Below are 23,075 nucleotides of genomic sequence, written 5' to 3' on the forward strand. Positions count from 1 at the left end.
CTGCCCTCTGTAGACACCCGCTGCCGGTTTGATGCCGATACGATGAGCCGCTGATCCGGACGGTCGGGTGGCGGGCGTGATCCTACCCCTTTGTCAGCCGCGTGCCAGCGGTAAAGTTGTTGGCAAGTGGCTACGACGTGCTCCGCTGGGGTGCGAATAGGGGTTTGGATGAGGACCACAGTTGCCACCCAAGCGTTAGGGCTGCAGGATCTGTTCAGTTAACCGCCTTTGTTCAGCAATTTTTTCGTACCAGCCATCGTGTCCAAACCGCCGTTAGCACCGATGCGATCACATCGCGTCTCCTCGCCCAATGGCGCGCGCGATGACGTTTATTACTGGCTGCGCGACGACACGCGCAGCGATCCCGACGTCCTGAGTTATCTGAAGGCCGAGAATCAATATACCGAGGCCATGCTGGCCCCGGCCCAGCCGCTGATCGACCGGCTGTACACCGAAATCGTCGCGCGCTTGAAGCAGGATGACTCGACCGTGCCGGTGCGTTACCACGGCTACTGGTACGCCATCCGTTTCGCCGCCGGCCAGGAATATCCCATCGTCGTGCGCTGGCCGGATGCGCCCGGTGCGGAAGAAGTGATATTGCTCGATGGCAACGCGCTCGCTTCCGGGCAGCCGTTCTTTCAGTTGGGCGGCTATGAGATCAGCCCGGACAATCGCTTGCTGGCGTACACCGAGGACACGGTCGGGCGCCGCCAGTATCGGCTCCGGGTCAAGGATCTGACGACCGGCACGTTGCTGCCGGACGTGATCGAGAACGTCGGCGCCGGCGTGGCCTGGGCCGAAGACAACCGCACCTTGTTATATGTGGAGCAGGACCCGGTGACGCTGCTCGGCCGGCGCATCCGCCGTCATCGTCTCGGCGACAGCGGCGAGGATGTGCTGGTTTACGAAGAGCCGGACGAAAGCTTCGATCTCACCGTCGAGCGCAGCAAGTCGGAGCGTTATCTGCTGATCGCCTCGGAGAGCACCACCTCCTCGGAGTGGCGTTATGCACGGGTCGACGATCCGGGCTTCGATTTCAAAGTGGTCGTGGCGCGCGAGGAGGACCACGAATATCAGCTCGATCATCTCGACGAGCGCTTCCTGTTGCGGACCAACTGGCAGGCGCTGAACTTCCGCATCGTCGAAGTGCCGGTGGAGCAGGCTGCCGATCGCAAGCAGTGGCGCGACGTGATCGCGCACGATCCGGAAGTATTCATTCAGGACTTCGAGTTGTTCCGCACGTTCGTCGCGGTGAGCGAGCGCTCGCAAGGCTTGATGAACGTGCGCGTACAGCGGTGGGGCGAAGCGCCGTTCCATCTCAGGGCCGACGATCCCGCTTACACCATGGCGCTCGGCTCCAATCCCGAGCTCGACACTACACGCTTGCGTTATGTGTATACGTCGCTCACCACGCCCGGCACCACGTATGAATACGATCTTGCCGACGGCTCGCGCACCGTGTTGAAACGTGAGCCGGTGCTCGGCGATTTCGATCCAGCAAATTACGTCAGCGAGTTCGTGTGGGCGCCGGCGCGCGATGGCGAGCGCATTCCCGTCTCGATCGTGTATCGCAAGGGCACGCCGCTGAACGGCAGCGCGCCGTTGTATCAATACGGCTATGGCTCGTACGGGCTGAGCATGGAGCCGGCGTTCAGCTCGTCACGGCTGTCGTTGCTAGATCGCGGCTTCGTGTATGCGATGGCTCACATCCGCGGCGGCCAGGAGCTGGGCCGGCGCTGGTACGACGCCGGCCGGCTGGAACAGAAGTGGAACACCTTCAACGATTTCGTCGACGTGACTGATTATCTGGTGACGCGAGGCTACTGCGCGCGCGACAAAGTGTTCGCTGCCGGCGGCAGCGCCGGCGGGCTGCTGATGGGCGTGATTGCCAACGTCGCGGCCGACCGCTATGCCGCGCTGGTCGCGCACGTGCCGTTCGTCGACATCGTCACCACCATGCTCGACACCAGTATTCCCTTGACCACGCTCGAATACGACGAGTGGGGCAATCCGAACGAGGCCGCTGCCTACGCCTATATGCTTTCTTATTCGCCGTACGACAATATCCGCCACCAGCATTACCCAGCCATGCTGGTCACCACCGGACTATGGGATAGTCAGGTGCAGTATTACGAGCCGGCCAAATGGGTCGCGAAGCTGCGACGGCACAACACCGGCAACCGGCCGCTGTTGATGCACGTCAATCTGGAGGCCGGGCACGGCGGCAAGTCGGGGAGATATGAGCACATGCGCGAAGTAGCGCGAGAATATGGATTCGTCATCGCACTGGCGGAAGGTGCGAGAATCGGGGAGGCGCCGTGAGTCACACCGGGTACATTCTGCTCGCTGATGACAATCCCACCGACGCGGAGTTGACGATCCGCGCACTGGAGATCGGCGGCGTTTCACAGCAAGTCGTGTGGGTGCAGGATGGCGAGGCCGCCTTGCACTATGTGTTTCGTCAGGGTGTTTATGCGCAGCGGCTGTCGGGCAATCCGAAACTGATGCTGCTCGACCTGCACATGCCGAAGATCGATGGCCTGGACGTGCTGGCGCAGATCAAGGCCGATCCCAGGACCCGCTCGACGCCGGTGGTGATCATGTCCTCGTCCGACCAGGAGTCGGACATGGCGCGCAGCTACGAGGCGCACGCCAATAGTTACATCGTGAAGCCGGTGGACTTCAAGCAATTCACCGACCAGGTTTCGCTGCTCGGCCAGTACTGGACACGCATCAATCGCGCGGGTCCCTGAGAAGCGGTTAGCGGTTGGCGGTTAGTTAAGAGGGCTGTTGGGATTCCATTCCTCTTCTGAATTCGTCCGAACCAACCGCCAACCGCCAACCGCTAACCGCCAACCGCTTCCCAAATGTGCTCTGCGTCTCCCTTTACAGCTCAGAGTTCCCCCTAATCGTGCCAATCCCCGCGGGCGCCGGGCATACTTCGGTGGCTCCGCGGGGACTGTTTTTCTAGGCTGGCGCGCTCGCGCCGGGAGACTTGGCCATGGGTGTCATCCTGATCGCATTCGAGCGCGAGTCAGAGCAAAGCGCGCTTGAAACATTGCTGTCGGGTCGCGGTCATCGGGTGTTGAAATCCTCGAATGGACTCGCGGCACTGGACGTAGCGCGGCGCGAGCCGCCGCAAGCCATCGTTTCCGACATAGTCCTGCCTCGCATGGACGGCTTCGCTCTGTGCCGCAAATGGAAGCAGGACGAGCGCCTGCAGAGCATTCCGTTCGTGTTCTACACGCGCCGGCACGACGATCCGAAGTACGAGCGCTTTGCCCTGGAGCTGGGCGCCGAACGCTTCCTCTCCCGTGCGACCGCGCCGGATAAACTGCTGAGCGCACTCGATGAATTGTTGCCGGCAGGTCACGTGAATGGCGCGCGCACCAACGGCCACGGTAACGGTGCGAGCGGCAACACTCGCCCGATGAACATGCTCGACACGGCCGCTCTGCAGCGCTTCGCCGTGCTCGAAAAGACTCAAGCCGAAGCGCTCGAGAAGGCGCAGGCCGCGCAACGTCAGCAGGCTGCTCAAGCCGAAGCGCTCGAAAAAGCGCAGCGTCTCCAAGCCGCGCAAGCTGAAGCATTGGAGCGTGCGCAACGCGCACAAGCTACGCAAACAGAAGCCTTGGAGAAGGCACAGCTCGCGCAGGCGGAGGCCGTCGAGCGCGCCGAACGTTTGCAGGCCGAGGCTCAGGAAAGAACTCAACAGGCGCAAGCTCAGACCGAGGCCCTGGAAAAGTCGGTCCAGGCGCAGGCGCGTTTGCGCTCGCAGGTCAGCGAGCTCGAAGCGGGCAATCGACGCCTGGCGGCCGGCGAAGCGCGCTTTCGTCGCGTCTTCGAAAACAATCCGCAGCCGATGTGGATCGCCGATCACGCCACCGGCGGCTTTATCGCCGTCAACGACGCTGCGTTGGCGATGTATGGCTATTCGCGCGCCGAATTCCTGGGCTTGAAGGCGTCGGCGCTGGCGCTGCCCGGCGGCGAATCGCCGGATCCGTCCATTAGCGTGCACCAACGCAAAGACGGCCGCGCGCTGTTCCTGTCGATCTCTACGCAGCAGATCGAGTTCGATGGCCGCAATGCCGACCTGGTCGCCGCATTCGATGTTTCGCAGCGTCTGGAAACCGAGCGTCAGCTGCAGGAACAGGCGAAAGCCGGCAATTCATTGCTGGACGCGGCGGCCGATGGCTCCTGGCTGCTCGGCAGCGACGGGCAGATTCAAGACGTGAACGCGGCTTACTGCCGCATGTCCGGCTACAGCAAGGAAGAGCTGTTGCGCATGAATGCCGCCGACATCGAGGATCCCGCCTCCGGCGAGACCACGATGCGATTACAGCTCGGCCGCGTCCGTGGCGGCGGTCGTTACGAGACCAAGCATCGTCGCAAGGACGGCACGTTGTTCGACGTCGAAGTGAGCGTCGGCCTGCTGGAGAACCGGCGCGGCGACAGCATCGTGCTGATTCGCGATACGGCGCAGCGCCGTCGCGACCTGATCGCGAGCCGTCTGGCCCAGCGTCAGGCCGATTTCCTGGTCGAGCTGTTCAAGCAGGCCGACTCGTTCGACGAATCCGCGATCGTGCGCCGGGTGATCGAGCAGGCCATGGAAGCGGGACGCAGCCCGCTCGGCTATCTGTATTTCGTCGACAACGTGCAGAAGACCATGACGCTCGCCGCCTGGCGCGATGGCAGCCGGCCGCAAGTGGTCATGGCGGATTCGGAGCCGCAGCCCATGGGCCGCGCGATGATGCTCAGCGAATGCGTACGCGGTAAGCATCCCACCTGGACCAACGATGTCGCCCGCAAGCCGCAGAACGATGGCCTGCCCGACCTTACGCGCTTCCTGGCCGTGCCCATGCTGTCAGGTGACGAAGTGATCGCCGTGCTCGGCGTGGGCAATCGGGATGCGAATTACACCGAAGAAGATCAGCGCACGCTTGCTGCTCTGGCGGACGGCGTGTGCCGCGTGCTGCACTCGAAGCGTGCGCACGCCGTGACGCTGAGCGCTCTGCAGCGCACTGACGTGGCGCTTCAAGGCATGATCGATTCGTTCGTGCGGATGAGCGAACGGCACGATCCGTACACCGCCGGTTCGTCGCGTCGCCTGGCAGCGCTGGCGGTGGCGATCGGACGAGAGGCGGGCCTCGATGGCGAGCGCCAGCATGGCTTGCGAGTCGCGGCGCTGTTACACGACATCGGCAACATCGCCGTGCCGGCGTCCATCCTCAGCAAGCCCGCACCGCTGACCGAGACCGAGCTTGCGCTCATGCGCACGCACGTCGAGGAAGGCTGCCAACTGCTCGCGGATATCGATCTGGGCGCGCCCATCGCCGACATCATTTATCAGTCGCACGAACGGTTCGACGGCAGCGGCTATCCACGCGGCCTGAAGGGCGAAGAGATCATGGTCGAAGCCCGCATTCTGGCGATCGCCGATACGGTGGAAGCCATGTGCTCGCCCCGTCCGTACCGGCCGGCCGCCGGCATGGACGCCGCGATCGAAGAGATCAACCGCAGCGCCGGTAAGCTCTACGATCAACACTTAGTGGCTGCCTGCACACGGCTGGTGCGGCAGCACGGCTTCACGCTCCCCCAATAAAACAAATTCCCGGGAAAAACAGGCTATGGTGCGCCGGTTCTAAGGCGCACCATGCGGGCCCGTTAAGCGTCGCCATTAAGCGTCGCTGAAAGTTCCCTGCGTGCGCTTGCAAGATTTCCTGAGCGCGTTTGGGGGCCAGCCCGATATGTCACATTTCTGGTCTTCGACACAATGCGCCGGTCTGTAAGGGCAAAGCCGTTCGAAAGACGGTGACGCAAAGCCTCCGGTCCTCTGGCGCCGCTGTTCCAGCAGCCGCTCCAAAGATAGCGGGGTTGCCGTTACAACCCGACCTTCATCAGGTTGTATCGTGAAGTCCTTCGGCCTGCCGCCCGCGCTCCTCGAGCGCCGGCCCAGCAAAGCCAGCTTCCCTGCCAGACAAAGGTGCTCGCACCGCCACGCTCAACATGCGTGTGCGCAAAGCGCGAGCTGGCATCGGAACACAAGTGCTTTGCTGGAGTGCTAAATGCGCTTTTCGTCTACTCTCGCCGCGATCGCGGCGTTCGCTTCGTTTGCGGGCGCCGTCACCGCCCAGGCCGCCAATCTGCCGCCGACCATCAGCGGCACGCCGCCGACCGTCATCAAGGTCAAAACCACGTACTACTTCCAGCCGACTGCGAAGGATCCGGAAGGCAAAGCGCTCAAGTTCAGTGTCGTGAACAAGCCGGGCTGGATGGCGGTCTCGACCAACAGCGGCAAGCTCATGGGCTATCCGAAGACCAATGCCGTCTATAACAACATCATTCTGCGTGTCAGCGACGGCGTGAACACCGTGTCCCTGCCGGCTTTCAGCATCACGGTGAACAGCACTGGCACGATCGCGAACCGCGCGCCGACGATCAGCGGCACGCCGTCGACGACCGCGACGGTCGGCACCGCTTACAGCTTCCAGCCTACGGCCGCCGATGCCGATGGCAACACGCTGGGCTTCAGCATCACGAATCGTCCGAGCTGGGCGTCGTTCAGCACGACGACGGGCCGCCTGAGCGGCACGCCGACGGCGACCGGCACCTTCAGCAGCATCGTGATCAAGGTGAGCGACGGCAAAGTGACGACTTCGCTGCCGGCCTTCTCGATCAGCGTCACGACCAGCACGAACCGCGCGCCGGTCATCAGCGGCACGCCGGTGAAAACGATCAGCGCGGGCAGCGCTTACAGCTTCCGTCCAACCGCGAGCGATGCCGATGGCAACACGCTGACCTACTCGATCGCGAATCGTCCGAGCTGGGCCACCTTCAGCACCAGCACCGGTCAGCTGTCCGGCACGCCGAGCGCTTCGCAGATCGGTACGTACAGCAACATCGTTCTCAGTGTGAGTGACGGTCGTGCGACGGCTTCGCTGCCGGCGTTCTCGATCGCGGTCGTCGATGTGTCCAACGGCGGCGCGACGCTGAGCTGGAGTGCGCCGACGACCAACACCGACGGCAGCACGCTGACCAATCTCGCCGGCTATCGCATCTCCTACGGCACTTCGTCGAGCGCGCTGACGCAGACCGTGCAGGTGGCGAATCCGAGTGTCACCAACTACACCATCAGCAATCTCTCGCCGGGCACCTACTACTTCTCTGTGCGTGCTTACACGAGCAACGGCACGGAGAGCGCGGGCTCGAGCGTCTCCTCGAAGGTCGTGCAGTAAGCAACGACGATAGAGCGTTGAGGCAGCAGCGGCGGCTGGAGCAATCCAGCCGCCGTTTGTTTTTTCCGCGATCCAGTATTTGCCGAATCAACGCCTGCGCCGCGCAAGCGCGCGTCTGGATTTTGACGTCGTTATGTGAATTGGCCGTGACAATTCCACCGCCGCAATGTCGGTCGCTACCGACAATTGCAAAAACGATATTCCTACGATTTACTCCGCCTCGACCACGAAGTTTTGTTCAATCGTCATTTGTCGAATCGCACCTCTCTACTGGACGCGGCCTGCACGGCGGCGAGAGTGGTGAGAACAACGAAACGAACGAACAACGCTTCACCAGGGCATAACCGTCGTAAGACGGCGACGCAAAGCCTCCGGTCCTGCAGCGAATGCTGGGGATAGCGGGGTTGCCGGCCAGCTCTTCTTGCGTCACCGAGCTAGCCGTCATCCTTCCTTCCTTTGCTGCTGTTCGATCAAAGGCCGTGCGGCCCTGGGGTCTTCATGACCACGGAAAACTAAAGTCTGGGAGCAGCAGAAAGTGATATCGGCAAACCCGTCGAAAGGCGGGGACGCAAAGCCTCCGGTCTACGGGAACGCGGCGCGCGGTGCGCAGCGCTCCTATGACAGCGGGGTTGCCACGATCGCCGCCGTGTCGATGTTCGCAAGGCCCCTTGCGAGCGCGTGCACGCGCGACGGTGTGACCAGCGAGCTGCCGATCGCGCACGCGTCTGTGTGCGCCAATCTTTCCCTGCGCTTCGAGCGTCGCGTTTGCGTCGCGACGACTGCCTCATTTCCGGAATACAGCAGCGCGATTCAGCGCCGGTCCTCGGACCGTCGTCGTCGCGCGCGAAGCCAAGGTACGACCAATGATTCCAACCATTTTCGGGAAGACCCTGCTGCAGCGGGCGCTGCTGGCGTTGATCGCCGCGTCACTGGGCGGGTGCTTCGACAGCGGCTCGGGCGGCAGTAGCCCCGAGCAGCCGCCAGCCAGTAGCGGCGCTGACATTCCGTCACTGCCGGAGCCTGCCAATCAGCCACCCGAAGTGGATGGCATTCCGGCACCTGACGTGGCCGTGGGCGAGCTGTACTCCTTCAAGCCCGAAGCCATCGACGCCGACGACGACTTTCTCGAGTACTTCATCACCAATCAGCCCTCGTGGGCGACGTTCGATACCGAGACCGGCGTCCTCACCGGCACGCCGACGGCCGCGAACATCGGCGAGAGCGAAGACATTACGATCAGCGTCACCGACGGCCGCGACACCCGCTCCGTCGGTCCGTTCAAGATCAAGGTGAACGAGCGCCCGGAGGCGCCGAACGCGCCGCCGACCATTTCCGGCACGCCGGCGACGTCGGTGCTCGTCGATCAGGAATATCTGTTCCAACCGACGTTCTCCGATCCCGATGGCGATAGCCTGCGTTTCTTGATCGCCAATCGTCCGTCGTGGGCTGAGTTCAGCACCGCGAGCGGCCAGCTGCACGGCACGCCGACGCAAGCCAACGCCACGACCTATTCGAACATCCGCATCAGCGTGACCGACGGCAAGACCACGGTGACGCTGCCGGCGTTCTCGATCCATGTCGGCGTCAACCAGCCGCCGAAAATCAGCGGCACGCCGGGCGCCACTGCGCAAGTCGGGGCGCAGTACACCTTCACGCCGGCGGCCAGCGATCCGGAGAACGACATCCTGGTCTTCAAGATCAAGAATCTGCCGCGCTGGGCGACCCTCAACGCGCAGACCGGTGTGCTGAGCGGCACGCCGACCGCGGCCGACATCGGCACGTACTCGAGTTTGAGAATCAGCGTGAGCGATGGCCAAGCGACCACGTCGCTGCCTGCGTTCACGATCACCGTCGGCACCGCGCCCACAACCAATCGCGCGCCGACGATTGCCGGCACGCCGGCGACCAACGCAACTGTCGGCGCGAGCTATTCGTTCAAGCCGACCGCCACCGATCCGGACGGCAACACGCTGGCATTCGCCATCGAGAATCGTCCGAGCTGGGCATCGTTCAACACCTCCACCGGCGCGTTGACCGGCACGCCCACCGTGGCGGGCGCCTACTCGAACATTCGCATCACGGTGCGCGATTCCAGCTTGAGCGCCTCGTTGCCGGCGTTCTCGATCACGGTCGGTACGGGCAATCGCGCTCCGACGATCAGCGGCACGCCGGCGACCACCACGTCCGCGGGCGCGGCGTATAGCTTCCAGCCGAAGGGCAGCGATCCCGACGGCAACACACTGGCGTACAGCATCTCGAATCGCCCGAGCTGGGCAACGTTCAACAACTCGACGGGACAGTTGTCCGGTACGCCGAGCGCCGCGAACGCGGGCACGTACTCGAACATCGCGATCTCGGTGAGCGATGGCAAGCTCAGCGCCTCGCTGGCGTCGTTCTCGATCACCGTCGTGCAAGCATCGAACGGCAGCGCGACGCTGTCCTGGACGCCGCCGACCCAGAACACCGACGGCACGTCGCTGACCAATCTGGCGGGCTACCGCATCGTGTACGGACGCACCGCCACCAGCCTCGACCAGACGGTGCAGGTCGCAACTGCAGGCACGTCGAGGTACACAGTCACCGGTCTGTCGTCAGGCACCTGGTACTTCCGCGTGAAAGCGTACAACTCCAGTGGCGCTGAGAGCGACGTGTCGAACGCAGGGCAGAAGACCATCCCGTAAGCCTCGAGCAGCCAGTCTCGCGATATGCTTCCAAGGCCCGCCGTGTGCGGGCCTTTTCTTTGCGTCGGCTCGAACCTGACGTGACTGTCAGGATGTCCGATGGGTCGAGTCAATGCTGTATTCTCGACCGGATCTGCAATCCAACGCGGCCGGCGCCGCGATAATGGAGTGGTCACCATGATGGCCCGTCGATACGGCATGTGCCTGTGCCTGGCCCTTGCCGCGCTCCCCATCGTCGGAGCAACTGCTGCGACACCCGCAGCGGTACGTGTAGATTTTTCCGAGCACACGTTGAAGAACGGGTTGCGAGTGCAACTGGTCGAGGATCACACCACTCCCGTCATCGCCGTGAACGTCTCCTACGACGTCGGCTCTCGCAACGAGCGTCCTGGCTTGACGGGCTTTGCGCACCTGTTCGAGCACATGATGTTCAAGGGCTCGAAGAACGTCGGCGACGGCGAGCACTTCTATCAAGTGTTCACCAATGGCGGCGCCATGAACGGCACCACCAGCTCCGACCTCACGGTGTACTACGAAGCCTTGCCGGCGAATCAGCTGGAGATGGCGCTGTACATGGAAGCCGACCGGATGCGCTCGCTGGACATCACGCAGGCCAAGCTCGACAACCAGCGCCAGGCGGTGCAGGAAGAGCGCCGTTTGCGGGTCGACAACCAGCCTTATGGCCGCTCCTACGAGCGCTTCGACGAAGTGTTCTACGACAAGTTCGGCTACAAGCACTCCACCATCGGCTCGATGGAAGATCTGAACGCGGCCAGCGTGCAGGACGTGGCGGAGTTCTTCCGCATCTATTACGCGCCCAACAATGCCGTACTGACGGTGGTGGGCGATTTCAAGCGCGATGAGGCGCTGGCAACGATCAAGAAATACTTCGAGGACATTCCTCGGCAGCCGGCGCCGCCGCCGGTGGATCTGATCGAGCCGAAACAAACTGCCGAGCGCCGCGAGACGCTGACCGATCCGCTGGCGCGCGCGCCGCAGATCCTCATCGGTTACAAGATCGGCGTCGGCAACGATGCGGACCAGGCCGCGTTGCAAGTGCTGTCCTCGGTGCTCCAGGGCGGCGACAGCTCGCGGCTGTATCAAAGCATCAGCAAGGAAAAGGAGCTGGTCTCCGGCATCGGCGGTTACGTCGAAGAGCGCATCGGCACCGGCGGATTCTATGTCACCGCGACGGTACGGCCGGATCAAAAGCCGGAAGTCGTCGAAGCTGCGATCTACGAAGAGATCGCGCGCATCACCGAAGAGCCCATTGCCGATTGGGAGCTGCAGAAGGCGCGCAACGCGACGCGGCTCGGGTATCTGCAGAGCATCCGCAGCGCGCAGAATCGCGCCAACATTCTCGGCAGCTACACCATCCTGTTCAAGGATCCGAACTTGATCAACACGCGTCTGCAGAAGATCGATGCAGTCACGCGCGGCGACGTGCAGCGCGTCGCCAGGAAATATCTGATTCCCACCGGCCGCACCGTGCTGACGACGCTGCCAGCGCCGGCCGCGCCGGCCGCTCCGGCCGCTCCGGGTCCGTAAGCGAGCACGCCATGAACACAGTCACACACAAGAACACCGTGCTTGCGCTGCTGTCATCGCTGCTGTTCGTGCAGGCATCCGCGCAGGCCCCCACACCGCCCGGTTCTGCAGCTCCCGCCGGCGCATCGACGAAAGGCGTCGAGTTGAAGGGCAAAGTGCCCGTCAACCCACAGACGCTGCGAGTGCAACTGCCGAAACCGCAGGAAGCCGTGCTGAAGAACGGCCTGCGGGTGTCGCTGCTGGAAGATCACAAGCTGCCGACGTTCTCGATGCAGCTGTACTTCAATGGCGGCGGCCTGGCCGATCCCGCGGACAAGCGCGGTGTCGCGATGGTGACAGCGAGCCAGTTGCGTGAAGGCACCAAGCAACGCTCGAGTCGTGAGATCGCCGAGCAACTCGCGACGCTCGGCGCAGCGTTGTCTTCGACTGCCGGCCCGGCATCGGGAGAGAGCGTCGTTTCGGTCACTGGCCTGAGCGACAACGTCGAGCAGACCCTGGCGATCGCCTCCGATGTCATTCGCAATCCCACGTTCCCGGCGAGCGAGCTCGACAAATTTCGCGCGCGGTTCCTGGCGCAGCTGCAGATCCAGCGAGCGAATCCTGGCTTTCAAGCTCAGGAGCAGTTCATGCGCGCCATCTATGGCGAGCATCCCGGTGCGCTGGTGGTGCCGAGTGAACCAGTTATCAAAGGGCTGACCAGCGCCGATCTCGCGGCCTTCCATGCCGCGCGCTATCGCCCGAACAACGCGTTCCTGATCGCGCACGGCGACATCACATTGAAAGATCTGGTCGCCAAACTCGAACATCACTTCGGCGACTGGGCCAAGGCGGACTTGAACAAGGTCTCGCTGCCGCCGCCGAAGGGGCCCGAGAAGGCGCGCGTCCTGCTGGTCGATCGGCCGGGCTCGGTGCAAACCTCGCTGTGGATAGGCTCGCTGGGCATCGAGCGCAATAGCGACGACTACTTCGCCATGCTGGTGATGAATCACATTCTGGGCGGCGGCCCCGCGTCGCGCTTGTTCATGAACCTCAGGGAGGACAAGGGCTATACCTACGGGGTCTACAGTTCATTCACAGGCACGACTTTCCCCGGCGTTGTGGTCGCGAGCACTGACGTGCGTACCGCGGTGACGGAGGGCGCGATGCACGAGCTCGACTTCGAGCTGCAGCGCATTGCCAACGAGCCTGTAACAGAACGGGAGCTGACAAATGCCCGGCGCGCGTTGATCGGTCGCTTCGCGCTATCGCTGGACTCGCCGCTGTCGCTCATGGGAAATCTCGCGACTCAGAAGATCTACAAGTTGCCGGCCGATTACTGGGACACCTACCCGCAGCGGGTCGAGGCGATCACGCCGGCCGACATCCAGCGCGTCGCGAAGAAATATTACGACCGCGGCCAGCTGCAGATCATCGCCGTCGGCGATGCCAAGCAGGTCGGCAAGGTGCTGGAAAAATACGGCGCCGTCGAGCCCGCGACGCCGATGTGACGTCGAGTAAAACTATATGAATACGCCCACGCACCACGCTCCGTCTTCGCCTTTCGCCCGGTTGCTGTCACGCCTCGCGCCGATCCAGCCGGCGGAGACCGGGGCGGTGGTGGCGGCGTTTTTCCTGTTCTTCTTCATGTGGGCCGGATACTTCTCCGTGCGTCCGGTGCGCGAGACCATCGGCACCATCGTGGGCCGCGACAAACTGGCCGATATCTGGATCGTCACGTCGATCGTGTCGGTGCTGATCATTCCGCTGTATGGCGTCGTCGTCGCGCGCTTTCGTCGCAGCGTGTTCTTGCCCTGGATGTACGGTCTGGTCGCGCTCGTGCTGGCGATCACCGGGCTGGCGCTGCGGGGTGAAGAGATCAACCTGACCGCGGGCAAGTTCTTCTACGTGTTCATCAGCGTGGTCAACTTGTTCCTGATCTCGGTCTTCTGGAGCTTCCTGCTGGAGCTGTTCGACCGCGGCCAGACCAAGCGGCTGTTCGGCGTCATTGCAGCGGGCGGTAGTGCCGGCGCGCTGATCGGGCCGTTCATCTCGGATATCGCGGTGCCCTTCATCGGCAACAGCGGCGTGCTGTTCTTCGGCGCGACGTTATTCGTGGCTGCGATTTTCTGTCAGCGCGTTCTGCTCGGGGTCTGGTCGGCGCGCACCGACGCCTCGAACAAGGGCGAAGATCGTCCCATCGGCGGCAATCCCTTCGCCGGCGCACTGATCATCCTGCGCTCGCCGTACGTGCTCGGCATCGCGCTGTTCGTGGTCGGCATTTCCTGCGTGAACACCTTGCTGTACTTCGAGCAGCTGCGCATGGTCGAAGAGCATTTCCCCGGCCTGGAGAATCGCACCCAGATCTTCGCGCGCTTCGACTGGATCGTGCAGGCGCTGACGGTGTTGTCGCAGATCTTCCTGACCGGACGCATCGCGCAGAAGTTCGGAGTCAAGGCGCTGATTACCTTCGTGCCGCTGATCATGGTGTTCGCGTTCGCAGGCTTGGCGATGTCCGGCGCGTTCGCGGTTCTGACGATGGTCGTGATCGGTCGTCGCGCGATGGAATATGCGTTCGTGCGCCCGGGCCGCGAAATGTTGTGGAGCCCGCTGGACAAAGAAACGAAGTACAAGGCCAAGAACACCGTCGACGTGCCGGTGTATCGCCTCTCCGATGCGATGTCTGCTCAGTTGAACAACTGGGTCGCAGGCGCGGGCTTCGGCATCGCCGCGGTGGCCTGGCTCGGTGCCGGTGTGGCGGCGCTGTGGGGGGTGTTGGGTTATCTGTTGGGTCGCAGCTTCGAGAATAAAGAGAAGCTGCAAGGCGAGGGCGAAGCGCCGATGGTCCCGGGGCATTCGCCGGAAAGTCGCCGGGTCGCCGGCTAGTTATTCAGCACGAATCTCACTTGCAACACGGCGCGCTGGGCGACCGGCGCGCCGTTCTTGCGAACGGGCTCGAAACGCCATTTGCCCACGGAGTCGAGCGCAGCCTTGTCGAACACCTGCGTGGGGGCCGAGTCGCGAACCTGAAGATCGCGAGTACTGCCGTCTGGCGCGATCGTGAACTCGACCTGCACCCAGCCCTCGGTGCCTGAGCGCTGCGCTTCTCTCGGATACACCGGCGGCACTTCGCGAATCCGCTTCAACGAGGCCGCTTGTGCGAAGTCCTGATCGGGCAGCACGGACGCCTGCTGTTCCGGCGCCGGCTCTTGCGGTTGGATTTCGACAGCGGGTGCTGCCGATTCATTGTTCGCTTCGGCGACCTGTTCGACCGGCGGCGCATTCGCGATCGGCGGTGCATTCGCTGCGGTTTCCTGCTCGGCAAGCTCGCGGGCGATGGCGTCTGCTAACTCCTGCTCGGCGATGGCGGCCGCAGCAACAGCATCGGCAGTGGGAGTTGCCAGCTGAGCGGCCGCTGCCGGAGCGGCGCTCGGTCGAGCCGCGACTTGCGGCGGCTTCGGCGCCGCTCGAGACAGCGCCAACAGCTGCGCACGTAGAGCATCGAGTCGCGGGTGACTGGGGGCCGCTCTCTGTAACGCTGTCCAGGCGGTCACGACGCGTGGCGCGCTTCGCTCTTCCAACGCCTTGACGACCCGCTGCTCGAGCGTGTGGATGACTTTCTGCACGCCCGCCTCGGCATCGGCGTTGTTCGCGTCGAGCGACAGCACGTCTCGATAATATTGAAGGGCATTGTCGCCGCGCGGATCGATGAGCCGGCCGCTGAGATAAGCGATCTGCGCGCTGCCCAGCTTGGACTTGACCTGATCTTCGACGGGCGCGTCGCTGACCTGCGTGGTTTGCAGCGTCGCTGGCAAGCCCTGATCGCGTGAGTGCCACCAGATAGCGAATGCCATGACGGCTGCCAGCACGCCGGAGCCTGCGGCGATGGCTTTGCCGAGATACGGACGCTTGCGAGCGATGGTGCGCACCGCCTGCAAAGCGACCGGCTGTATGTCGGCCAGTTCGTTATAACGACGCGTGGCCGCGTTGAGAAACTGAAAGGCGCGGCCCGGTGAAATGGGCTTGTGCAGGAAGCGATAGATCTGGCCGGTGCTGAGCAACGACGCGACCCCGCTTTCCTCTTCACGCCGGCCGGTGGCCATGAAGATCAGCTCGGGGAACTGCGCCTGCAAGCGTTCCAGCAACGAAGTCACATCGCCGTGGAGCGAGCCCAGGTCGACGATGAGGACGTCGCAGCGGCCGCCGACCAGATAGTCGACGGCAGCATCGGCGGAAGGAACATCCCAGAGAGCGTGCTCGGACCCCGCGGAGGAGCGCAGGGCCTCGAGCAAGCCGGCGTCCGACGTTAGTACGACGACATCAATGATCTGACCCGGCCGCGCCGCAGTGGTGCGGACCGTGTTGAGAAAATCATCGGGCCGCGTACTGCGCACGTCACCATTCTCGGGTCATCGAAAGGGCCCCTTCGGGCCGCTTTCGATCATCTTGAAAAGGTCATTCGAGACACACGACCAACTGCGCCGAATGACTGCGCCAGTTGATCGGAATGACGAAGGAGCGGATGTTGTCGGGAGTAACGATCTTCTCGGGCTCGCCGGCCACGACGGTCGGCACCGAGATCATGAAGTCCTTGCCGAAATCGCGGCGCGCGTTGCCGGAGATCGTGTTGGCGACTTCGCCCACCAGGTCGCACATGTTTTCCTGGGTCAGCTCCGTCTCTCCCATGCGCATGAGCATGACGGTGAGCATGGGGCGTGAGGCCGTGAAATAAACGATGCCGCGACGCTTGCCGGCGATGGAAATCAGGCCGGTGAATTCCTGAATCGTGGGCTTGCCTTCCTGCACGATGTAGGGCGAGCCGACCGAAGCGGGCTGGTTGGCCGCGGTCGCGAAGTAGTGCGTCGTTCCTTCGACGAACGTTTCCAATTCAACTTTAGTCATCATTGCCGGCGCCCCTCAACAGCTCTTCCAGCGCTTCCGTAAGCTGGCGATCTGTGAATGGTTTGCAAAGAAAGCCATTGGCGCCCTTCTTCAAAGCTTCGATGGCGGTCGCCTTGTCGGAAAGCGCCGAAATCACCAGGATGAGAACGTCCGGCTTGATCTTCACCAGGTTCTCGACGCACTCGATGCCATCCATCTCGGGCATCGTGATGTCCATGGTGACGACGTCGGCCGGCTCCTTGCGGAAGGCCTCGACGGCCTGCTTGCCGTTCGCCGCGGTGGCGATCACTTGCAGACGCTCGATCTGCAGTTCTCGCTCGATCTTGCGGCGAATTATGTTCGAATCGTCACAAATCATGAGCTTGAGCTTCCCGTTCGTCAACGGTTCAGCCTTGGCATTGGCGCTCGCCATTACAGTCCCTCTTAGTCTTCAATATTCCAGGCGAAGTGATTCGGTCCGTCACATAAGGGGCGATCAGGCGGCCACTGCGCTTTGCGTTGCGGGCAGCCAGATCTTGAACTTGGAGAACTTGCCGCCGGCCGAGGCCAGGCCCACGCGGCCGCCGAGCTCGGCGACCAGGATGCGCACCAGATCCATGCCGGCGCCACGACCGGCGTCGGTGGTCACGCGATCCGCCGTCGAGAAGCCCGGGCGGAAGATCAGCGCCATGGTCTGACGCGGGTCGAGCATCGCAGCCTGGGCCGGGGTGATCAGGCCGCGTTCCACCGCGACTTCCTTGATCCGCTCCAGCTGCAAGCCACGGCCGTCGTCCTGCACGATCAGCTCGAAGCCATCGCTGCCGCGAGGTGTGAATTCCACGGCCAGGGCGCCAGCCGCGGCCTTGTTGACCTTGGCGCGCTCGCCCGGCTCTTCGATGCCGTGCACGACCGCGTTGCGTACCAATTGAATAGTGATGTCCTTGACCGCGCGGCGATAAGCCTCAGGCACGCCGTCCAGGCCGGCGCAACGCAGGTTGACCTGCTTGGACTGGCTGCTCGCGACCCGAGCCGCGAGATCCTCGAGCGTGCGTTCCAGGCCGCCGACTGCGCCAGTGGTCTCGCCGAGATCCGCCGGGGCGACCAGAGCCTTGGTGATCTGCGTCTGATCCTGACCGGCCAGCCACTGATCGACTTTTTCGGCGCCGACTTCGCCGCCGGCCGTGCGTTTGGTGGCGATGGCGTGGTGCAGGTCGACCAGCCGGCTCAACATCTCGCGCACCTGGGCGAGGTGGTTGAACAGATCGTCCAGTTTCACGACCAGCGGCAGGAAGTCGCTACCCGACAGCGACTGCCGGCCCTTGAGGTCGTTGAGGGATTCTTCGAACGCGTGGGCGCGCTGCTCGACGGTCTTGAGGCCGAGCGCCGCCGCTTCGCCCTTGACCGCGTGCACTTGACGGTAGATGCCGTCGATCTTGGCGCGGAACGCCGATTCCTCGCGCGCCGGCTCCTTGAGGATGGAGTTCACCATCTTCAGCGACACATCGGCGTCGGTGAGGAAGCTGGTCAGGCTGTCCGGCTCCACGTGCAGGATGCGCAACAGCAGATCGAGCTGGGCCTGCGCCTTTTCCTGCGATTCCTGCAGTTCGCGCGACAGCATCACGCGCTTGGTCACGTCGTTCACCGTCACCAGCAGGTGCGACAGCGAGCCTTCGGATTTCACGCGGTTGAAATCGAATTCCAGGAAGTGCGTGTCGAAGCCGCCGGCCGGGTTGTCGAAATGCACTTCCACTTCGTTCAACGGGTTGATGGTCTTGACCAGCTTCTCGTTGACGCGCTCGCCCCACAGCAGCGCGACGTAGTCCATCGCGGTGCGCAGGGTCTTTTCGGGGACGATGTCCTTGAGCAGCTTGTCGAAGGTCAGATCCAGGAAGTCTTCGCGGCGGAAGATGGCGTTGAGCGCCATGGAGCGCTCGCTACCCAGCTTCAGGTCCTTGTCCAGCAGGAACAGACCTTCATTCACCGTGCGCAGAATGTCCTGCGTTTCCTTGCGCTGCCGGTTCGAGGAAGCTTCTTCCTTGCGCAGGTTGCGGGCGAAGAACAGGAAGATCGCGCCGAGCAGCAGCAAGGCCGCGACCATGCCGCCGATCTGGATGTAACGCAGCGTGTCGGTCTGCTTACGGCTGTGCGCCTCGACCTGATTCGACAGGCTGGCCAGCACGGTGGAGAGCTGACCATGGGCAGTGTTGCCGTATTGAGTGAGATCGTTCAGCGCGCCCTGCAGGCGGCGCCCGCGGGGGCTGAGCTGAACCGTCGACACCGGGGCAGCGGCAACCGGGGCGGCTGCATTCTTGCCGTTGGCTGCCGGGGCAGGAGCAGGCGCCGGCTGAGTGGTCACGTAAGGCGAGCCGGAGAAGCGCAAGATCGGGTCGAGCTTGGCTTTGTAGCCGTCCCACAGCTTGCTGGCGCCCTTCAGCTGTTCGACCGCGGCCGGCTCGGTCATCGACGGCAGCACCAGGATGTCCCCGGTGCTGTCCGTGATCATGCCGCCGTTGGCGAGGCTGTTCAGGGAGTTGTCGAAGGCCGCTGCGGCCTTGCGCAGGCTTTCCAGCGTCTCGTCTATTTTTTCGCCGTTTTGCAGCCGTTGCGCCAGCTGCACGCTGGCGTCGTACACCGCGTGCGGCTGTTGCGCCCGGTTTTCGAGGAAGCGCACGCCCGCGACGTTGTCCGAGAACTGGCCGGCCTTGCCGTGGTTCACCGCCATGATGATGGCCATGAACACCAGAAACCCGGTGATCGCGAATACGATTCCTTTGTACCGACCCAGATCTAGAATTCCCATGTCTCTTCCCCTTGGTCGCGCGAGCCGCGCGGGCCGCGCAGACCTACCCTCAAGCCGGAATATGCGAAAAAGCCCACCCTTCAGCACCGCGTTTCGCGGCGTGATGTCTTCCCAGACTGCGGCTTTCCGCTCCCTGATGAACAAGTATCTAATCTGACAATAAGCACTTTGACTGTCGCTCGACTCAGTTCCCGTTTTTTAATCGCGAAAACATGCGCCAGTTCAAAGTTTCGCCCACTTTCGATTCGGGGGCTGCGCGAAACGCGCTGGTCTCAGTTCCGGAAAGGCTTAAACCTACTGCCGGGCCCGTCTTAAGTTGCCGTTCGCAAGTTAGGGCTGGGCTCGGCCCGCTGATGTGACAGGACTGCAACAGCGCGCCGCCGATACATAGTCGAAGGCGCTGCAGCAGACAGTTTTGCCTGCGAGGGTGGGGTCAAGTCAATGGCGCGTTTATGCGACAAGCAGGTGTTTTCGACGCCGTTGCAAGCAGTTACGCACCGCGATAGGTAGTCGGGGATGCTCGACAAGCCCGTGGCCGCCGCTCATGATGCGCTCCTCGCGATGGAGCAACGCTCCTGTTCAGCCAAGGGCTGGATCGTGGCAGGGGCCGACTTTCATTCGAAGCCGTAGGGTCATGAGCAAAATAGAATTCAAATCGCACGTGCCCGTTGCGCAAAAGGCGGCGCTGGAAGCGCTGCTGTTTTTCAATGCCTGCCAGGAACGGGTCAGCGCCTGTATCGCCGACGCCATCGAGAAATTCGGTGCGCCGGAGATCGTCGCCGATCGCGACCGGCTGCGCATCCATATGAAAGGTCTGCCGGAAGTGCAGTCGCTGTTCGCCATCGATGTGCAGACTGGCCGGCCGGTCGGCGTCGCCGTCTACGCGCGCCAGGACATCGAGCACGTCACCGTCGTTCACATCGGCATCACCTCGGAATTCGCGAGCGGCGGCCGGCGCGCCAATGAACAACTGCTCTTGAAGCTGTTGCGCGAGGTCCGGCGCTCCACGCGGCGTGTGAAGGGCATTCGCACGATGGATTTGTTTTACGCGAACGCCACGGGCCGGGCCGCTACGTCTCGCGCCACGGCCAAAGTATTGATGTAACAACCGTCGATAGGCGGCTGCTCGCCAGCCGCTTCGGGTTCATCGAATTGTTCCGTCAAGCACTCCTCCGCGTCACCACCAAACTCGCGATCCTCGGCACGGCCGGCGTCTGGCTGTGTTTGCTCGCTGGGTTGCTGGGGCAGCTCGCGTGGCCTTTCGATTTGTTCGCTCATTTTCGAGTGCAGTACGCGGCGTGCTTCGTTTTGTTTGCCTGCGTATTGATGCTGTTGCGACGTTTCGGAATTGCCGTCGCTGCTGCGGTGGGCTTCGGCGTCAGCGTCGTGCCGCTGCTGCCCTATGTCGGGAGCGAGTCCGTGTCTGCCGCCGTCGCGGCCCCGCGCGAGGAAACATTCCGGCTGCTGTCTTTCAACGTCTGGTTCCGTAATCCCGACATGGCGCAGGTCGCGGAGTACATCGAGAAGTCACATGCGGACGCGGTGGTGCTGCTCGAGCTGACGCCGCCGCAAGCAGAGATGCTGGCGCCGCTGCTGCCCACGTATCCGCACTATCACATCGATTCCAGTCGCATGGGCGCCGCGGTGTTCACCAAGTGGCCAGTGATTTCCGCGGAGTCGGTGCCGCTCTCGCGGGGTGGCGCTGTCGCTGCGCGATTGATGCTGGATTGGAAGGGCACCCCGGTGAGTGTGCTCGGCGTGCACCTGAACTGGCCGCTCGGTCCGCGCAATTCGAAGTTTCGGAATCAGGAGCTGAATTCGCTGGTCGCTTTCAGCAAGGCGCAGCGAGGACCGCTGCTGGTCGCGGGCGATTTCAATCTCACGCCCTGGTCGGAATACTTCAGCGATGCGTTGGAACAGTCAGGGCTGCACGATGCGGCGCTCGGCTTCGGGCTGGCGCCCAGCTGGCCGTCGCAGTTCGCACCGGTCGGCATCCGCATCGATCATTGTTTGCTGTCGCGGCACTGGCAGGCTGTCAGCACGAGGCTCGGGCCGGTGCTCGGCTCGGATCATCTGCCGCTGGTGGCAGACGTGTCCTTACGTCGCTAGCTATTCCGCGCGCGGCACCCGACGGATGATGTAGCCGCCGGATTTCTGATCGGGTTCGAGCGTCAGCAGTTTACGGGTCTGCGCCTCTTCGAGCAGATCGCTGAACGTGCGGAAGCCGAAATAGCTTTCGTTGAACCCGGGATTGCGCCGCTTCAAGGTCTGTTTGACCATGGAGCCCCAGATCTTCTCGTCCTGATCGCGTTCTTCCGCGAGCGCATCGATGGTGTCGACGACCAGATCGAAGGCCTCTTGTTTGCGATCTTCCTCGCTGGTTTGCGGCTTCGCTGCCTTCGGCGCTTCACTGCCGGCGGCGGCCGCGGCTTTAGAGCCCGCGGGCTGCTTGCGACGCGCGCGCTGGTGGCGCTTCTTCTCTTCCTGCCGCACCAGATCGTCGTAATAAATGAACTCGTCGCAATTGGCGATCAACAGGTCCGACGTCGAGCTCTTCACGCCGACGCCGATGACGATCTTGTTGTTCTCGCGCAGCTTGCTGACCAGCGGCGAGAAGTCCGAGTCGCCGCTGATGATGACGAACGTGTCGACGTGCGCCTTGGTGTAGCAAAGGTCGAGTGCGTCGACGACCAGGCGGATGTCGGCGGAGTTCTTGCCGGAGATCTTCACGTGCGGGATCTCGATCAGCTCGAACGACGCCTCGTGCATGGGCTTCTTGAAATCCTTGTAGCGGTCCCAGTCGCAGTACGCCTTCTTCACCACGATGCTGCCCTTGAGCAGCAGCCGTTCGAGCACGCGGTCGATGTCGAACTTGGCGTACTGCGCGTCACGCACACCGAGCGCGATGTTCTCGAAATCGCAGAACAGCGCCATGCTGGTGATGTTGTGAGCCGCCATCTACAACCAACCCTTGCGTTTGAACAGCGCGAATGTGACGCCCATCGAGGCCACCATCAGCCCGATGGAAAAAAAGAAATTGCTGTACTTGCCCGGCAGGTCCGGCAGCAAGTGATAGTTCATGCCATAGATGCTGGCGATCAACGTGGGCGGCAGGAACAGCACCGCCGCGACCGAGAAGATCTTGATGATGTTGTTCTGCTCGACGTTGATCAGGCCGAGCGTCGCTTCCAGCAGGAACGAAACCTTCGAGCCTAGAAACGACGCGTGATCCGACAGTGACAGCACGTCGCGGCTGATGGAATGAAAGCGGTCGCGCTGCTCGGTGCTGATGCCCGGCACCGACTGCTGCACGAACATCAGTAATCGCCCGAGGCTGACCAGGCTCTCGCGACCCTTGGAGTTGAGCTCACCGTTGAAGCCGATGCGCTCGATCATCGCGCGCAGGTCGCGGCTGGTCGGTTGACCGTTGCCGTTGCGAGCGAAGATGTTGCTGGACACGCTGTCCAGATCGGCGCCGACGCGCTCGAGCACATCGGCGATGCGCTCGATGAACGCCTCCATCAGGCCCGCGAGGATGGTCACTCCATTCGGGCAGGACGCCGGATGTTTGCCGGCATAGGCGATGAACTGCTGGAAGGGCTTGGTATCCATGTATCGGTTCGTAATGAGCCGATTGCCCGCCAGGATGAAAGTCACCGCCATGCTCACCGGCCGATCGGTATCGAGCTGCGCGGCGACCGTCATGGTCATGTAGAGCGCGCCGTTATCCTCGTACAGCCGGTTGGAGGTTTCGATCTCCTTCATTTCCTCGCGCGTCGGCACTTCGATGCCGAACGAGGCTTCGACCAGCTTCTCTTCCTCGACGGTGGGCTCGAGCAGATCGATCCACACCGCCTGCGTCGGAATCGGCGGCCCATCGTCGCCCATGCCGGCCTTGACTCTGGTCAGGCCCTGCGCTGCCGGGACGAAGATGTTCAGCATGCAGCCAGCTGC

At 62.9% G+C, this 23,075-nt stretch carries 16 protein-coding genes and 3 riboswitches; of the genes, 10 read left to right on the forward strand and 6 right to left on the reverse strand.

The annotated features are described in order from the left end of the window. Positions 1 to 282 precede the first annotated feature (282 nt). From EK373_RS05215 to EK373_RS05250, 8 genes are all read left to right on the forward strand, one after another. Positions 283 to 2,322 (forward strand): S9 family peptidase, encoded by a 2,040-nt coding sequence (locus EK373_RS05215; RefSeq protein ID WP_129641662.1) that lies wholly within the window; start codon positions 283 to 285, stop codon positions 2,320 to 2,322. After that, entirely contained in the window at positions 2,319 to 2,753 is a 435-nt protein-coding gene (locus tag EK373_RS05220) for a response regulator (protein WP_129641663.1), read from the forward strand. Before EK373_RS05215 ends, EK373_RS05220 begins: the two co-directional genes overlap by 4 nt. A 248-nt stretch (positions 2,754 to 3,001) precedes the next feature. Further along, positions 3,002 to 5,602 (forward strand): HD domain-containing phosphohydrolase, encoded by a 2,601-nt coding sequence (locus EK373_RS05225; RefSeq protein ID WP_129641664.1) that lies wholly within the window; start codon positions 3,002 to 3,004, stop codon positions 5,600 to 5,602. 178 nt (positions 5,603 to 5,780) lie between these two features. Beyond that, a riboswitch (cyclic di-GMP riboswitch) is annotated at positions 5,781 to 5,882 on the forward strand. 183 nt (positions 5,883 to 6,065) lie between these two features. Then, positions 6,066 to 7,235, forward strand: coding sequence for a putative Ig domain-containing protein (locus EK373_RS05230; RefSeq protein WP_129641665.1), 1,170 nt, complete (start codon positions 6,066 to 6,068; stop codon positions 7,233 to 7,235). Between the two features lie 327 nt (positions 7,236 to 7,562). Beyond that, a riboswitch (cyclic di-GMP riboswitch) is annotated at positions 7,563 to 7,647 on the forward strand. A 121-nt stretch (positions 7,648 to 7,768) separates the two neighbouring features. Beyond that, a riboswitch (cyclic di-GMP riboswitch) is annotated at positions 7,769 to 7,872 on the forward strand. A gap of 226 nt (positions 7,873 to 8,098) precedes the next feature. After that, positions 8,099 to 9,916, forward strand: coding sequence for a putative Ig domain-containing protein (locus EK373_RS05235; RefSeq protein ID WP_129641666.1), 1,818 nt, complete (start codon positions 8,099 to 8,101; stop codon positions 9,914 to 9,916). Between the two features lie 177 nt (positions 9,917 to 10,093). Next, on the forward strand, positions 10,094 to 11,464 hold the full coding sequence (locus tag EK373_RS05240; RefSeq protein WP_198683082.1) for a M16 family metallopeptidase: 1,371 nt from the start codon (positions 10,094 to 10,096) through the stop codon (positions 11,462 to 11,464). Between the two features lie 11 nt (positions 11,465 to 11,475). Continuing rightward, positions 11,476 to 12,951 (forward strand): M16 family metallopeptidase, encoded by a 1,476-nt coding sequence (locus EK373_RS05245; protein WP_129641668.1) that lies wholly within the window; start codon positions 11,476 to 11,478, stop codon positions 12,949 to 12,951. Positions 12,952 to 12,967: 16 nt separating this feature from the next. Next, on the forward strand, positions 12,968 to 14,326 hold the full coding sequence (locus tag EK373_RS05250; protein ID WP_129641669.1) for an NTP/NDP exchange transporter: 1,359 nt from the start codon (positions 12,968 to 12,970) through the stop codon (positions 14,324 to 14,326). Here the strand turns inward: EK373_RS05250 and EK373_RS05255 are convergent. From EK373_RS05255 to EK373_RS05270, 4 genes are all read right to left on the reverse strand, one after another. Beyond that, positions 14,323 to 15,834 carry a TonB family protein gene (locus tag EK373_RS05255; RefSeq protein ID WP_129641670.1) on the reverse strand — a complete coding sequence of 504 codons (1,512 nt, stop codon included), beginning with the start codon at positions 15,832 to 15,834 and terminating at the stop codon, positions 14,323 to 14,325. The genes EK373_RS05250 and EK373_RS05255 overlap by 4 nt on opposite strands. Before the next feature lie 61 nt (positions 15,835 to 15,895). Continuing rightward, a complete protein-coding gene (locus EK373_RS05260) occupies positions 15,896 to 16,345 on the reverse strand; it encodes a chemotaxis protein CheX (protein WP_129641671.1) in 450 nt (149 codons plus the stop codon). Continuing rightward, positions 16,335 to 16,754 carry a response regulator transcription factor gene (locus EK373_RS05265; RefSeq protein WP_198683083.1) on the reverse strand — a complete coding sequence of 140 codons (420 nt, stop codon included), beginning with the start codon at positions 16,752 to 16,754 and terminating at the stop codon, positions 16,335 to 16,337. Before EK373_RS05265 ends, EK373_RS05260 begins: the two co-directional genes overlap by 11 nt. A gap of 63 nt (positions 16,755 to 16,817) precedes the next feature. After that, entirely contained in the window at positions 16,818 to 19,121 is a 2,304-nt protein-coding gene (locus EK373_RS05270) for an ATP-binding protein (RefSeq protein WP_129641672.1), read from the reverse strand. A gap of 634 nt (positions 19,122 to 19,755) precedes the next feature. Here EK373_RS05270 and EK373_RS05275 point away from each other — a divergent pair. Further along, positions 19,756 to 20,226: a hypothetical protein gene (locus EK373_RS05275; protein ID WP_129641673.1), complete on the forward strand. Its 471-nt coding sequence runs from the start codon at positions 19,756 to 19,758 to the stop codon at positions 20,224 to 20,226. 47 nt (positions 20,227 to 20,273) lie between these two features. Continuing rightward, positions 20,274 to 21,230, forward strand: a complete 957-nt coding sequence (locus tag EK373_RS05280; protein WP_129641674.1) for an endonuclease/exonuclease/phosphatase family protein — start codon at positions 20,274 to 20,276, stop codon at positions 21,228 to 21,230. Here the strand turns inward: EK373_RS05280 and EK373_RS05285 are convergent, their stop codons facing one another. Beyond that, positions 21,231 to 22,079: an NYN domain-containing protein gene (locus tag EK373_RS05285; RefSeq protein WP_129641675.1), complete on the reverse strand. Its 849-nt coding sequence runs from the start codon at positions 22,077 to 22,079 to the stop codon at positions 21,231 to 21,233. Continuing rightward, positions 22,080 to 23,063 carry a magnesium transporter CorA family protein gene (locus EK373_RS05290; protein ID WP_129641676.1) on the reverse strand — a complete coding sequence of 328 codons (984 nt, stop codon included), beginning with the start codon at positions 23,061 to 23,063 and terminating at the stop codon, positions 22,080 to 22,082. Between the last annotated feature and the right edge of the window lie 12 nt (positions 23,064 to 23,075).

Origin of the sequence: Peristeroidobacter agariperforans, from assembly GCF_004138335.1 — a bacterium.
In the GTDB taxonomy this organism is placed as follows: domain Bacteria; phylum Pseudomonadota; class Gammaproteobacteria; order Steroidobacterales; family Steroidobacteraceae; genus Steroidobacter; species Steroidobacter agariperforans.